The following is a 14,084-nucleotide window of genomic DNA, read 5'->3' as shown; positions in this document are numbered from 1 at the left end:
CGCCTGGGAGTGCTTTACCAGCGACATCAACGATGAGGTGAGCATGCGCATGGCGCTGCGCAACGACTTGCAAGAGGCAATCGAGGCGCAGAATTTCGAACTTCATTACCAGCCCTTGCTGGGGGCTCGTAGCGGAGAGGTCGTGGGTTCGAGGCGCTGGTACGCTGGAAACATCCTACCAAGGGCTATCTCTCCCCGGGCCTGTTCATACCGTTGGCTGAAGAAACCGGTCAGATCGGACCTATCAGCGAATGGGTGTTGCGTCAGGCATGCCGCGACATGTGCCGCTTGGCTGCTGAAGGCTATGGTCGTTATCGCGTGTCGGTAAACCTTTCCCCATTGCAGTTCCGCCGCAGCAATTTTCTCAGCAGTCTTCAGCAGGCCCTGCTGGAAACCGGTTTGTCGCCGGACTGTCTAGAGCTGGAGCTCACCGAAGGCATTCTGATGATCGACACCGTGGCGGCAGTCGAAACGTTGCATCGCCTTCGTGACATGGGTGTGGAGGTCTCCATCGATGATTTCGGCACTGGCTTCTCGAGCCTGAGCTATCTGAAGCAGCTGCCTATTGGCAAGATCAAGATCGATCGCAGCTTCGTGCGCGATGTCACCGCCAACCGTCATGACAGTGCCATCGTGCAAGGGATCATCTCCATGGCCCACCATTTGGGGCTGGGAGTGGTGGCCGAGGGCATCGAGGAAGCCGCGCAGCGAGATTTCCTGGCGGCTCATGGCTGTGACGTGTTCCAGGGATTCTTTTTTGCGCGTCCGATGCCGCTCGAGAAACTCAAGGTCTACCTGAAGGAGCGGGCCGCAGAAGCTGGTTCGACTCAAGTCCTGTAACGCAATGCCGATAACGGGTCGTTGGCAAACGTGCCATCATGGCCAGCGGTGATTACCAATAGCTCAAGAGGGTGGGGTGGCGCGGATGGCGCAGGTCCAGGATGCATTTCTTCGGGTGGGGAGTCCGACAGAGGTCGAAGCGCTGCTGGAGAGGTTGATCCAGCCCGGTGGAGCTTCGTTGCTGCTCGATAAACCCGATGCAACCCCGCTGCCGGTGGTGGTGATGGAGCAGAGGCCGTTGGAATCGCTGCTTCTCGACATCACGGCGGTACGGGAGATCGCCAGCGAACTCAAGCGTGGCGTGGGCTTTCGCTTGCTGGGCCAGGTGCAGGGCAAGATGATCCGCACGCCGGTGCTCAAGTCCCGGCAGGCCGATACGCAGGATGGGCGGGTTCACTGCCAGTGCGAATACCCGCACTATCTCGAGGAACTGCAGCGGCGCGAGTCCTTTCGTGCGCGCTTACGCCTGGGCATGGAGGTCGGCGCCATCGTGCGCGGCGTGGAGGGAGATGGCGAAACGACAGTACAGGGCGATCTCAAGGATCTCTCTCAGCAGGGCTGCCAGCTCGAACTGCCTTCTTCGGCGGCAACGCTGCTGGCTGAATCCCTGCTGGTGGAGATAGAACTCTGCTTTCCCAACGATACACGCTTCACGGTTCAGGCCGCTGCGCGTCACAAGGTGGCGGATAGTGACCGCCAGACCCTGCGGGTAGGGTTCCATTTCGAGAACTGCACCGCTGAGCAGGAACGCAAGCTGTGGTTCTTCGTGCGTGAAATCGAACGCGAGTCGTCACGCTACGGCGACGAACCGATGTCGGCCGCCTGCCTTCGATGCTGTTCCAGAACCAGTCAGCGGGGGGCGCCCCGCCCGTCGGGCGTCGTAACCTTTTGACCTACCCTACGCCCATGGCGCGGCGTTTGGCCAGGGTGGCTGGTTATCTCGATGCGCAGCTACTTGAGCTGCAGCAAGGCGACCGAATCGATTCCGTACAATTGTCCCGGCATGCCGACATGCTGCTTCAGCTGGCGGAAGAGGATATCGAGGCTTTGCTCTTTGCCACCCGTTGCCTGGGACAGGAGCCGCTTGTGGTTCGCCATGGGCTAGGTGTCGCCGTGCACATGCTGGCCTTGGCCGGTAGCGGCTCGGTGCCGAGGGACGTGCGCAAGGCGTTGGCAGCCAGTGCCATGGTGCACGACCTGGGCAAGGGGCTCCTGCCCTCAACACTGCTGGCAGCGAAGTCGCTGGGGCCCGAGGAGCGGGCTCATCTTCATGAGCACGTGGAGCGGCTTCAGCAGTGCCTTGCAGGTTGCCAATGGTTGGCGGCGGGGGTCAGTACGGCGGTAATAGCCGGTGCCAACGAGCGGCTCGACGGCAGTGGATACCCGACCGGAGCATCAGGCGACGATCTGTCCGAACTGGCCCGCATGAGTGCAGTAGTGGACGTAGTGGATGCCATGCGCCGCAGCCGGTCCGATCGTCCCGCTTGGCGTATCGATGCGGTATACCGTCACCTGCTCACTTCGCCGCATCTGTTCGATCCGCGCTGGGTGAAGCGGTACGTACAGCGCTTTGGGTTGCGCCCGGTAGGATCATTGGTGCGCTTCTCCAGCGGTGCGCTGGCCTGGATACAGCGGCTCGACCAACAGGGTAAGCCCTTCCAGGTGCAGCTTGCCGAAGAGATTGCACCGCCCAGCGAGGCCTTGGGGGAAGTGCTGCGTGGGGACGTCACGGGTCGGCTGGGCGAGGTGGTCGAGGAGTTGCCCGTCTCGACGTGAGGGAATCGGCCATGCAGGGCTGGCCAGTCAGATTGGATGGCAGCGAGGCCTTGGCCTCCCTAAAGTTGGCGCATCCTGTGCCGATAATACGAAATAACCCCTTGGTCGCGGGCTTTTCACCGGAAACGTTGGCGCGAAGCCTGCCAAAATAGCGGCATGAAGAAGGAAATCTCATGGCTACGATAAGCTCGCTGGGCGTTGGTTCGGGACTGGATCTCAACGGTCTGCTTGATAAGCTCAACGCGGCCGAGCGCAAGAAGCTCGAACCCATCAAGCTGCAGCAAAAGAACCACCAGGCCAAGATCTCGGCCTATGGCAAGCTGCAGAGTGCACTGACCAAGCTGCAGGAGGCGGCGGCAAAGCTCAACGATCCGAAATTCTTTCAGAATGTCTCGAGCAATGTGACGGGTAGTGGCCTCAAGGCAGCGGCACAGTCCGATGCGCCGCCGGGGCGCTACTCGGTGAATGTCTCCCAGCTCGCCACGGCTCAGAGTATCGCCGCCAATGGGGTGGAGAGCCGCACCACCCAACTGGGTGGTGGCAATGTCAGGTTGACGCTAGGCGATGGGGAGCCGATCGATATCGCCATCGAGCCGGGCAAGAGTTCACTCGAAGACATCCGCAAGGCGATCAACGACAGCAAGTCGGGCGTGACGGCGACCATCGTCAATGACGGCTCCGGCACGCCCCATCGCCTCGTGATCACGTCCAACGTGACCGGCACCGAGGCGGCGGTCACGGCGGAATTCTCGGGCGGGCTCGAGCAGCATCTGGGGGCCTCGCCCGAAACGGTGGTCGAGGCGAAGAATGCCTCGTTGACGGTCAATGGAATCGCGATCACCAGCCAGACCAATCGTGTTGAAGGCGCGATTCAGGGCGTAACGCTCGACCTGGAGGAGACCACCGCGGAAGGCAGTAGCGTCACCGTAGTGATCGAGCGCAATACCCTGGCCATTCGTGAAGCGGTCAGCGGCTTCGTCAAGGCCTACAACGATCTGCGCAACACCACCAAAGGGCTGACGAAATTCAATGCCGATACTGGTGCGGCCGGTGAGCTGTTGGGCGACGGTACCCTGCGTACGGTCGAGTCGCGCCTGCGTGGCGTGCTCAGCGGTGGAGTGGGGGAGGGTGAGTTTCGCGTGCTCTCGCATATCGGTATCACCTTGCAGCGCGACGGGACTCTCAAGCTCGATGAGGAAAAGCTGAGCGGTATCGTGGCCAGCGACCCCCAGGCTTTGGCGGCCTTTTTTTCGGGCGAGAGCAAGGCGGGCGGTCTGGCGGGCAAGCTGGGCGATACGCTGGACCAGGTGCTGCGCGACCGTGGTCTGCTGGACAACGCCAAGCGTGGGCTGGAGTCACGCATTACCGGGCTGAAGGATCGCCACGAGCGCATGGAGAAAAGCATCGAGCAGACCATGCAGCGCTATCGCGCCCAGTTTGGCCAACTCGATGCCATGGTTGCCAACATGAACCAAATGAGCAATTACCTGTTCCAGCAGTTCGATATGATGAACGCCCAGCTTGGGCGCAAGAAGTAAGGCGCATGCGTTTGGCCGGGCCGGCAGCGTGATGCCCCTGTAATCAGGTCATGCCACCATAGGAGAATTTCGCCATGACTGTCATGCGAGGTGCTGCCGCTTACGGCCGTGGTGCCGGGGCCTATGCGCGGGTCGGAGTGGAAAGCGGCGTCATGTCGGCCAGCCCTCATCAGCTGATCGTCATGCTGTTCGATGGCGCTCAGGGCGCCATCCGCGCGGCCCGTATTCACATGCAGGCGGGTAATACGGCAGAGAAGGGCAAGTCCATCTCCAAGGCGCTGGATATCGTCAACAATGGCTTGTTGGCTGCGCTCGATACCGAGAAAGGAGGCGAGATTGCTGAGCGGCTCGGTTCCCTCTACGACTACATCGGCCGGCTGCTGCTCTCCGCCAACCTGCACAACGACCAGGAGAGTCTCGACCAGGCCGAAAGCCTGCTGGACGATATCGCCTCGGCATGGCGGGAGATCGGCAATAGCGGAGCGAAAGGTTGACATGGCCATGTCGTCCTCTCGTGCTCTGCTTGACGGCTACGTCCGGCTCAGGCAACAGGTTGCCATCATGCTCGAACTGGCGCGAGCCGGTGAGTGGGATGCGCTGATTGAACGCCAGTCCGATTATCTGCAACTCGTCGATCGTATCAGGCACCTTGACCAGGAGGCGGTGCTCGACGATGAGCAAAAGCGCTGCAAGGCCGATCTGCTGGAGGCCATCCTCGACGATGATCTGGCGATTCGCGAGCAGTTGATGGCGCGACGCAGTGAGCTTGGCCACCTGATGGATACCAGCCGGCGCCAGCGCGACCTGCACCGCAGCTATGGCAAGCAGGCCGCTTCCGTGTTCGATGCCGCTGACAAGTTCGGTCCGGAAACGTCGTGAGTGGTATCACGCCGCTACTGGATACGCTGCTCCACCAGGTGCTGGGCAAGCGTGTCGATACGGCACCTCCGCGAGAGCTGACCGAGCCAGTTCGGCCGGTCGATCCAGGTGAGGGCCCCAGGGCGCTGCACAGCGACTCTCGCCTGGAGGGGCGTCGGCCGGCCACGGCGCCCCTCCAGGGAGCGTCGACTCATGCGCAGCGCGGTGATGGCCAGCTGTTGCGGGGTGACACTCCCCAGGCTCCTGCTTCCTTTCAGACCCACTTCAGCCCTTCGGCGCGCACCATCGCTGACCTGCTGTTGCGTTTCCCGGCTCCACCTTCGGTATTGAGCGCCAAGGCCCCATTGATGAATGCGGGTGAGACGCCTGGCGCGTCCACGCTGGCCGACAGGCTGCAATCCAGTGTGCGCGACAGCGGGTTGTTCTACGAGTCCCACTTGGCGCGCTGGTATCGTGGCGAGATGAGCCGTCAGCAGTTGGGGAACGAGCCGCAGATGCTGCGTACGCAGCGCTTCGCGCCGGCTGTATCGACGACAAGTGGCGCACCTATGCAGGCGGCGAATGCTGCAGTTGCAGCATCGAACGCCCAGAGCCAGGTTTCGGCGGGGCAGATGCAGTCGGGGCAGTGCCTGGCCAAGTACAGTCTGGCCAAGTGCAGTTTGGACAAGCACAGTTTGGACAGGTGCAGTCTGGCCAATCGCTGCCTGGGCAGGCAGCTTCCATGGCCAATACCTATGCCGCTACCGAATCCTTGTATCCCGCGGCGGCTCGCGGCGAGCGTGCCGGCGGGGAGGCCCCCACGTCTGCGGCCGCTCAGCCGCGTGACATGACGCCAGCCGGTATGGCGCGGGCGAGGGTGCCGAGTCGAGCGGGCGCGAGGGTGGCGAGCAATTGGTGCGCGCACGTCCCGCAGGGGCGAGGTTGTACACGAGAGCCTGCAGGGAGTGGTGCGGCATCAGCTCGAGATGCTGGTCACGCCTGTGCTGCGCTGGGAGGGGGATGTCTGGTCAGGGATCTTCATGGCATTGATGATCCAGATGCCAGCTGGCTCCCGGCGTGAGGAGCACGGAGAGGGGCAAGAGGGGGAGGAATCGCAGCAAGGGGCCTGGCACTCCGAACTCCAGCTCTCGGTGCCAAGCCTGGGCGATATTCGTGTGGCGATGTGGCTACAAGACCAGCAGGTGCGGCTGCAGCTCCTGGCGCGGGACGAAGATGCCCTGAGAGTCTTGGAGGGTGGGCTGCCGCAATTGGAGCAGCGCTTGCGGAATGCCGGGCTTTCGACAGTGCTGATCGATGCGCGTCCTTGGGACAGGGGGGAGGCGAATGACGGAACCGAAGCCTGAGCGCCGCCGACAGGCAGTGGCGTTGGCCTATCGCGAGGGTGACGATGCTCCTCGGGTGCTGGCCAAGGGATATGGCGACATGGCCGAACGGATCCTGGCCGAAGCCAAGCGTCAAGGCATCTACGTCCATGATGCCCCTGAACTGGTGTCCCTGTTGATGGGTCTGGACCTGGATGAACGGATCCCTCCCATGCTCTATCAAGTAATCGCCGAATTGCTCGTATGGGTACATGAGCTGGCCGAGACGCAAGGGAAGCGCTGAGCGCACAAGTGGATTTGACTTGTTTTTTCGTAAAAAATTGTAACTGCAATATTGAAGAAACGGCTTTGTCAAGGTCCGGCTGTAGTCTTTTTTATGTTTTCGCACAAGGCGTTAACAATTTAGTGCTAAAGGCTTAGCAGGCTCAGCTTTTTTGCTGAATGCTGTCACCCCGCAAGGCGCTTGGCAGCGTGAAAAACAGTAGTCACAATGGGTCGCGTATGAGATATGTCCTTACACAGGTACTACCTGGTCGCAACAATGGGCTGCATGACGTATCTCTAGGCTAGTCCTGACAAGAGCGTTACAAGAAAATAAAGGACACGCGAATCAACAGCGTGCAGGGAACCCAAATGAAGAACACGAACCACCTGGATGAAATCCAGGAGCTCAACCTCGCCTATCTGCTGCTGGCTCAGCGGCTGCTCAACGACGACCGTGCCGCGGCCATGTTCCGCCTCAAGATCGATGACGAAACCGCCGATCTGCTCGTGTCGCTTGGTGCCGCCCAGCTGACCCGCCTGGCCCGTACCAACCAGCTGCTCTGCCATTTCGGTTTCGAGGGTGCCGAGCAGCTGCGCCAAGTGGTCGACAACCCCCGTGACAATGGACTGTCGCAGTTTCACGCCGCTCTGCTGATGGCGGGTCGTGAAGCGATGTCCATGTCGCGGGGGGTGTGAAATGACCCAGAAAAGCCTCGTTGAGGAGATGCAGCAAGTCCAGTTGGCCATCGAGCTGATCGAGCTGGGCGCTCGCCTTCAAGTGTTGGAGACCGAAACGGACCTGAGTCGTGCCCGCTTGATTCGCCTGTTCAAGGAGGTGCGCGGCATGTCCCCGCCGAAGGGGATGCTGCCCTTCTCGACCGACTGGTTCATTACTTGGCTGCCCAACGTACATGCCTCGCTGTTCTACAACATCTATCGCAACCTGCTCGTCGGGCAGAAATGCGAACGGATGCAGGCCTTCGTCACGGCGTATCGGCTATATAACGAGCAGGTCAGCATCGATCAGGCCGAGCCAGTGCTGGGGCTGACCCGCGCCTGGACCCTGGTCAGGTTCTTCGAAAGCGAGCTGTTGCAGCTGTCCACCTGCACTCACTGTGGGGGCATTTCGTCGCTCATGCGCATTCGCCGGACCATGACTATGCCTGTGGTATCTGCATGCCGCCTTCCCGTGCCGGCAAGACCCGCAAGCGCCGCGAGCGCGAAGCGGCGATCGACGACTGCACCATGCCGAGGGTCAGGCAGGTCGGTTGACGCTCGCCTGCCGGCGTGTATCGATCGCCTATCTCACAAGACGCCGCCTTCGGGCGGCGTCTTGCCGTCCGGATCCATCATTTCTTTTGAACCAAGGGCTCAAGTGTCGCGACAGTCGGCCGATAAGCAGTGATAACGACGGCTTACATCCAATGAAGGGTATCGGTTGTGCTGATTCTGCTGGGTTACCTCGTAGTCATAGTGTGCGTCTTCGGCGGCTTCGTGCTTGCCGGAGGCTATCTTGGGCCACTCTATCAGCCGACCGAGCTGCTGATGATCGGCGGGGCGGGGGTGGGTGCCTTCATTGCCGCCAACAATGGCAAGGCCATCGTCGCGACGTTCAAGATATTCCCCAAGCTGCGGCGTACCAAGAAATACAAGAAAGACATGTTCATGGAGCTGATGGCGGTGCAGTTCAAGCTGCTTTCGAAGATCCGTCGCGAAGGCATGCTCGGCATCGAGCGCGACATCGACAGCCCCGAGGAAAGCGCCCTGTTCCAGGAGCACCCCAAGGTGCTCGCCGACCCGCTGATCATGAACTTCCTGACCGACTACCTGCGCCTGATGGTGGCCGGCGGCATGGATCCGATGGAAATCGACGAGCTGATGCTCCATGAGATCGAGACCTTCGAACAGGAGGCTCACATTCCCGCGGATGCCATTGCCAAGGTGGGTGACGCCATGCCGGCGTTCGGTATCGTGGCGGCCGTCATGGGGGTGGTCAAGGCGCTGACCTATGCCGATGCCGGGCCGGAGCAGATGGGCCAGATGATCGCCCACGCCCTGGTCGGTACCTTCCTCGGCATCCTGTTGGGCTACGGCTTCATCAATCCGATTGCCAGCAGCATCGAGCGCCAGGCCAAGGAGGCGGAGAAGATGCTCCAGTGCATCCGAATCACGCTGCTGGCCAGCCTGCACGGTTATGCGCCGCAACTGGCGGTCGAGTTCGGGCGCAAGGCGCTGCACAGTTCTGAGCGCCCCGGGTTCACCGAGCTCGAGACCTACGTACGTAATGCCAAATCGGGTGCGACAACGGAATGAGTGCAGGCGGCGACAAGCGCCCGATCATCATCCGGCGCAAGAAGGTAGTCCACAGCCATCATGGCGGCAGCTGGAAGATCGCGTTGGCCGACTTCATGACGGCTCTGATGGCGCTGTTCCTGGTAATGTGGATCTTGTCGGTGGCAAGTCCGGAAACCCGGGAGGGTGTCGCCGACTACTTCAGTACCCCCTTGGTCAGCGCCGTGACCGGAGGGGATCGTTCAGGCAGCACCCGGGCCATTCCCGGTGGCGGTCCCGATCCCTCCCATAGCGATGGCGAGCGGGCACGTATCGACACCCGGGAGTTTTCGCGCCCAAGTGAGCAACAGCGGCGTTTCTTCATGGATCTGCAGCGCCGCATCGAGGCGGTGATCGAGGCCGACCCCGAACTGCGCGAGCTGCGTCAGCAGATGCGCTTCGACCTGACGCCCGAGGGGCTGCGTATCCAACTGCTCGATACCGAGCAGCGGCCCATGTTCGATATCGGCAGCGACCGCGTCGAGCCCTACATGCGCAACCTGCTGCGTACCATTGCGCCGCTGCTCAACGATCTGCCCAATTACCTCAGTATCGGCGGACACACCGACAGCCGGCCTTATGCAGGCGGCTATCGGGGCTACAGCAACTGGGAGCTTTCCAACGATCGGGCCAATGCCTCGCGTCGTGAGCTGGTTGCCGGTGGGTTCGATTCGGACAAGCTGCTGCGTGTGTCCGGCTTCGCCGACCGCGTGCTGCTGCCCGATACCGACCCACTCGACGCGGACAATCGGCGCATCGAGCTGCTGGTACTGCTGCCGGAGGTAGCAGAGTACATTCGCCGGCCAAGCATTCTGAATGGTCCGGGCGTGCCGAGTCCGATGAGCACTCGCCTCGAGAGCGAGATCGATCTGGCACCCGTACAACAGTTCACAGAAGGTCTGCGCCGTGCCCTCAATCCTGAAGAATAGGACTGGGCACGACAGTCAGGAAACCCATTAGACACCAGGTGGTAAAGCGCATGGATATCACGGATTTCTATGACACTTTCTTCGAGGAAGCCGAAGAGTTACTGGCCGACATGGAGCGCTACCTCCTGGAGCTCGACGTGGATGAGCCGGATACTGAGCATCTCAACGCGATTTTCCGGGCGGCCCACTCGATCAAGGGGGAGCAGGCACGTTCGGCTTCGACGTGCTGCAAAAGACCACACATCTGTTCGAGAACCTGCTCGACCATACCCGCAAGGGCGAGCTCAAGCTGCGCCGGGATATCGTCGATACCTTTCTGGAAACCAAGGACATGCTCAGCGATCAGCTAGACGCCTATCGTAACGGCGACGAGCCCGATCAGGAGGCCTTCGAGCGTATCTGCAAGACACTCCAGCAGATAGCGCTCGAAGAGATCGGGCAGGATCTGGATGGGGGGGCGGCTCCGGTGCCGGCTCCCGAGCCCGAGCCTGAACCGGAGCCCGTTACGCCAAGTGAAGGCGCCGGCGGGGCTGGCCGGCGTATCGTGACGCTACTCAACGTCGGCGAGAAGGACCGACAACTGCTCGTCGAGGAGCTGGGACAGTTGGGCGAGGTCGTGACGCATGGCGGCGATGAGGCGTGCTATGAAGTCACGCTCGCTTCGACCATCGACAGTGACGACATCGAGGCCGTGATGTGCTTCATCGTCGATGCCGATCAGGTCAAGATTCGTGACGCCGAGGATGGCCAGGCGTCCGAGGCCGCTCCCGTGAAGAGCGAGCCGGCAGCAGCGACGCAGCTCCAGGAGAAGCCGGCGGCAACAACCGCTGAACCAGCCAAGCCCGTCGAGCCAGCACGGCCCTCCGCAGCCGCCAAGCCTGCTGGCGATGCCAAGGCCGCCAAGGCGAAGGGCAAGGCCAAGGGTGGCGGTGAGTCGACTTCGATCCGGGTTTCGGTCGACAAGGTCGACCAGATCATCAACCTGGTGGGCGAGCTGATCATTACGCAATCGATGCTCGACCAGACCGTCAGCGAGATGGAGGGGGCCGCTGATAGTGCGTTGTTGAATGGCATGAGCCTGCTTCAGCGCAACGCGCGGGACCTGCAGGAATCGGTGATGTCGATTCGCATGATCCCCATGGATTTCGTCTTCAGTCGCTTCCCGCGGGTGGTGCGTGAAACCGCCGCCAAGCTGGGCAAGGAGATCGAACTTACCACCGAAGGGGAGTCCACCGAACTCGACAAGAGCCTCACCGAGCGCATCATCGACCCGTTGACGCACCTGGTGCGCAACAGCCTTGACCACGGTATCGAGCCGCCTGACGTCCGCGAGGCGGCCGGCAAGCCGCGTACCGGCAAACTGGTGCTCTCGGCCAAGCACCAGGGTGGCAACATCATCATTGAGGTGATCGACGATGGTGCCGGCCTCAACCGTGACAGGCTGCTGGCCAAGGCGCGTGAAAATGGCCTGCCCGTTGCCGACACCATGAGTGACGACGAGGTGTGGCAGCTCATCTTCGCTCCAGGCTTCTCCACGGCAAAGGAAGTGACAGACGTTTCGGGCCGTGGTGTCGGCATGGATGTGGTCAAGCGCAACATCCAGGGCATGGGCGGTCATGTACAGATCATGTCCACGCCCGGCGAAGGCACCACCATTCGCATCGTCCTGCCGCTGACGCTGGCGATCCTTGACGGTATGTCGATCAAGGTTGGCAATGAGATGTTCATTTTGCCACTGTCGGCCGTCCTCGAGTCGCTGCAGCCGGCCAAGGAGAACCTCTATGCCATGGCGGGCGACGATGTGGTGTTGAAGGTACGCGACGAATACCTGCCGGTCGTGGCGGTGCACGAGGCCTTGGACGTACCGAACGCCAGGACGGAGCTTACCGAGACGATCGCCGTGATCGTTCAGGGAGAAGGACGCCGCTACGCGCTGTTGGTGGACGACCTGGTCGGCCAGCAGCAGGTGGTGGTCAAGAATCTGGAAACGAATTATCGCAAGGTGCCGGGGGTTTCCGCCGCCACCATCCTCGGCGATGGCAGCGTGGCGTTGATTCTCGACATCACCGGACTGCACCGCCTGAGCCGGGCCAAGAAGGAGAAGCGCCGGCCTGAACGGGGATTGCAGACACTTGAAGCCCTCACCGAAAACGCGCTGGAGAACTGAACATGAGCCAGACGAACGATGCAGCCCTGGCTGCGGCCGAAGCCCATAACCGTGAATTCTTGGTGTTCTCGCTGGGCGACGAAGAGTATGCCGTCGATATCCTCAAGGTGCAGGAGATTCGCGGCTACGAGAACGTGACACGCATCGCCAACGCACCGGATTTCATCAAGGGCGTGACCAATCTGCGTGGGGTGATCGTGCCCATCGTCGACCTGCGCATCAAGTTCCATCTCGACAAGGTGGAGTATGGCGGCCAGACCGTCGTCATCGTGGTCAACGTCGAGGATCGCGTGGTCGGCATCGTCGTGGATGGCGTTTCCGACGTGATGACGCTGTCACCCGACCAGATCAAGCCGGCGCCGGAGTTCGGCGTCACGCTGTCGTCGGATTTCCTCAGCGGGCTGGGCAGTCTCGAGGATCGCATGCTGGTCATCGTCGACATCGACAAACTGTTGACCAGCGACGAGATGGAGCTGGTGGAGCGCGTGGCCGAGTAATTGGCGAACTCAAGTTCGCCTCGTTCAAGCCGATGATAGATAAAGCCGCTTCCTTACGCCTGTTGTTCATGAGGGGATGACGTGAAGTTACTCGACAACCTTACGGTTCGGGCCAGTTGGTTCCTGGTGTTGCTGTTTTTCGGCGCGATGCTCATCGTGCTGAGTGCCCTGGGCCTCTACGCACTGCAGCAGGGGAGTCATGCCGTTGCTGCGATGGCGCCGCATGCCGGGGAATCGGGTGCCGCCTACCAGGCGTCGTTCTCCGCCACGGCCGACCTGATGCGCCTGGCCATCGTTGCCGTGCTGGCGGGCTCGGCTGTGGTGATGGGGGTCGTGGTGTGGGGTATCAGTACCAACGTGCTGCGGCCGCTGGCTCGCCTGGTAGGGTACTTCGAGAGCTTGGCGCAAGGCGATCTCTCCCAGCCGGTGGAAAATCGGGGCAATAACGAGATTGGACGGCTCTTCACTTCGCTCAGGCGCATGCAGGACGGCCTTTCAGGCACCGTCGGTACCGTACGCAGCAGCAGCGAGGGGATATACGTCGGCGCCCAGGACATTGCCGAGGGCAACGGTGAGCTGTCGTCTCGCACAGAGCAGCAGGCAGCCTCGTTGGCCGAGACTGCCTCGAGCATGGAAGAGTTGGCCTCCACCGTGGAGCAGAATGCCGACAATGCGCGCCAGGCCAGCCAACTGGCCGCCGAGGCATCGCGCACCGCCGTCCAGGGCGGCGAGGTGGTCGGTGAAGTGGTCGCGACCATGCATGACATCAGCGAAAGCTCGCACAAGGTGTCTGACATCATCGGCGTCATCGACACCATTGCCTTTCAGACCAATATCCTGGCGCTCAATGCTTCGGTCGAAGCGGCGCGAGCCGGCGAACACGGTCGTGGTTTTGCCGTGGTGGCTCAGGAAGTGCGCAACCTCGCCGGGCGCAGTGCCTCGGCGGCGGGAGAGATCCGCACCCTGATCCAGGCCTCGCTCGAAAAAGTGGACGTGGGCACGGCACGAGTGGATCAGGCGGGCCAGACCATGAACGAGATCGTGGCGGCCGTTCAACGCGTCAGCGACATCATGGACGAAATCGCCTCGGCCTCCCTGGAGCAGAGCAACGGTATCAGCCAGGTCAACCAGGCCGTGACCCAGATGGATCAGGTGATCCAGCAAAATGCTGCGCTGGTGCAGCAGGCAGCCACGGCAGCGACCCAGCTCGAGGCCGAGGCCGCTCGCCTGCGTGAAGCCGTATTGCGCTTCCGTCTGACGGGTCAGCACGGCGAGCCGGTTCGCGCCGCCGCGACCAAGCGTAATGCTGTCAAGGCGCTGGCGGCACCTGTCGGGCACGATCCGCGGCCGGCCGAACGCAAGCCGCGCGGAGCCATGAATACCAGCAAATCGAACGAAGAAGAGGAGTGGGCCTCCTTCTAGGGCTTCCCTGGTGGACAGGGCACCACTCCCGATTGAGGTGCACTCCCGATTGTGGAGCGCTACCGATCATGGGGCAGAAGGGGACGCAGTGGCCGATCGGCACGTCGCCCCCCTGAACG

At 61.7% G+C, this 14,084-nt stretch carries 15 protein-coding genes and 1 pseudogene; all 16 read left to right on the top strand.

Annotated elements, in window-relative coordinates; translation table 11 throughout:
* The first annotated feature begins 156 nt into the window (after positions 1-156).
* The 16 genes and pseudogenes from EKK97_RS24790 to EKK97_RS13415 all read left to right on the top strand — a co-directional run bounded on the left by EKK97_RS24790 (position 157) and on the right by EKK97_RS13415 (position 13,965).
* Entirely contained in the window at positions 157-840 is a 684-nt protein-coding gene (locus tag EKK97_RS24790) for a putative bifunctional diguanylate cyclase/phosphodiesterase (RefSeq protein WP_340162982.1), read from the top strand.
* A gap of 85 nt (positions 841-925) precedes the next feature.
* Positions 926-1,732, top strand: coding sequence for a flagellar brake protein (locus tag EKK97_RS24785; protein WP_236551224.1), 807 nt, complete (start codon positions 926-928; stop codon positions 1,730-1,732).
* A gap of 119 nt (positions 1,733-1,851) precedes the next feature.
* Entirely contained in the window at positions 1,852-2,616 is a 765-nt protein-coding gene (locus tag EKK97_RS24780; protein ID WP_236551223.1) for an HD-GYP domain-containing protein, read from the top strand.
* Positions 2,617-2,789: 173 nt separating this feature from the next.
* Positions 2,790-4,154 carry a flagellar filament capping protein FliD gene (gene fliD, locus EKK97_RS13475; protein ID WP_159552579.1) on the top strand — a complete coding sequence of 455 codons (1,365 nt, stop codon included), beginning with the start codon at positions 2,790-2,792 and terminating at the stop codon, positions 4,152-4,154.
* 74 nt (positions 4,155-4,228) lie between these two features.
* Positions 4,229-4,648 carry a flagellar export chaperone FliS gene (fliS, locus tag EKK97_RS13470; RefSeq protein WP_159552577.1) on the top strand — a complete coding sequence of 140 codons (420 nt, stop codon included), beginning with the start codon at positions 4,229-4,231 and terminating at the stop codon, positions 4,646-4,648.
* Positions 4,649-4,655: 7 nt separating this feature from the next.
* On the top strand, positions 4,656-5,033 hold the full coding sequence (locus tag EKK97_RS13465) for a flagellar protein FliT (RefSeq protein ID WP_159552575.1): 378 nt from the start codon (positions 4,656-4,658) through the stop codon (positions 5,031-5,033).
* A complete protein-coding gene (locus EKK97_RS13460) occupies positions 5,030-5,863 on the top strand; it encodes a hypothetical protein (protein ID WP_159552573.1) in 834 nt (277 codons plus the stop codon). The genes EKK97_RS13465 and EKK97_RS13460 overlap by 4 nt, the downstream gene beginning before the upstream one ends.
* A gap of 114 nt (positions 5,864-5,977) precedes the next feature.
* Complete coding sequence (gene fliK / locus EKK97_RS13455; RefSeq protein ID WP_159552571.1) at positions 5,978-6,376, top strand: flagellar hook-length control protein FliK; 399 nt, start codon at positions 5,978-5,980, stop codon at positions 6,374-6,376.
* Positions 6,357-6,638: an EscU/YscU/HrcU family type III secretion system export apparatus switch protein gene (locus EKK97_RS13450; protein ID WP_159552569.1), complete on the top strand. Its 282-nt coding sequence runs from the start codon at positions 6,357-6,359 to the stop codon at positions 6,636-6,638. Before fliK ends, EKK97_RS13450 begins: the two co-directional genes overlap by 20 nt.
* 350 nt (positions 6,639-6,988) lie before the next feature.
* Positions 6,989-7,315 (top strand): flagellar transcriptional regulator FlhD, encoded by a 327-nt coding sequence (gene flhD, locus EKK97_RS13445; RefSeq protein ID WP_159552567.1) that lies wholly within the window; start codon positions 6,989-6,991, stop codon positions 7,313-7,315.
* A gap of 1 nt (position 7,316) precedes the next feature.
* The gene (flhC, locus tag EKK97_RS25880; RefSeq protein WP_340162866.1) at positions 7,317-8,024 is read left to right on the top strand and encodes a flagellar transcriptional regulator FlhC; all 708 of its coding nucleotides are present in this window, start codon (positions 7,317-7,319) and stop codon (positions 8,022-8,024) included.
* A 35-nt stretch (positions 8,025-8,059) separates the two neighbouring features.
* The gene (motA, locus tag EKK97_RS13435; RefSeq protein ID WP_159552565.1) at positions 8,060-8,932 is read left to right on the top strand and encodes a flagellar motor stator protein MotA; all 873 of its coding nucleotides are present in this window, start codon (positions 8,060-8,062) and stop codon (positions 8,930-8,932) included.
* Entirely contained in the window at positions 8,929-9,879 is a 951-nt protein-coding gene (gene motB, locus EKK97_RS13430; protein ID WP_159552563.1) for a flagellar motor protein MotB, read from the top strand. The genes motA and motB overlap by 4 nt, the downstream gene beginning before the upstream one ends.
* Before the next feature lie 50 nt (positions 9,880-9,929).
* A pseudogene (gene cheA / locus EKK97_RS13425) lies at positions 9,930-12,046 on the top strand (chemotaxis protein CheA).
* Positions 12,047-12,048: 2 nt separating this feature from the next.
* Complete coding sequence (locus EKK97_RS13420) at positions 12,049-12,543, top strand: chemotaxis protein CheW (RefSeq protein WP_159552561.1); 495 nt, start codon at positions 12,049-12,051, stop codon at positions 12,541-12,543.
* An 81-nt stretch (positions 12,544-12,624) separates the two neighbouring features.
* A complete protein-coding gene (locus EKK97_RS13415) occupies positions 12,625-13,965 on the top strand; it encodes a methyl-accepting chemotaxis protein (RefSeq protein WP_159552559.1) in 1,341 nt (446 codons plus the stop codon).
* Positions 13,966-14,084: the final 119 nt, after the last annotated feature.

The organism is Billgrantia tianxiuensis, from assembly GCF_009834345.1.
Lineage (GTDB): Bacteria > Pseudomonadota > Gammaproteobacteria > Pseudomonadales > Halomonadaceae > Halomonas > Halomonas tianxiuensis.
This window is presented reverse-complemented; position numbering and strand designations above follow the sequence as displayed.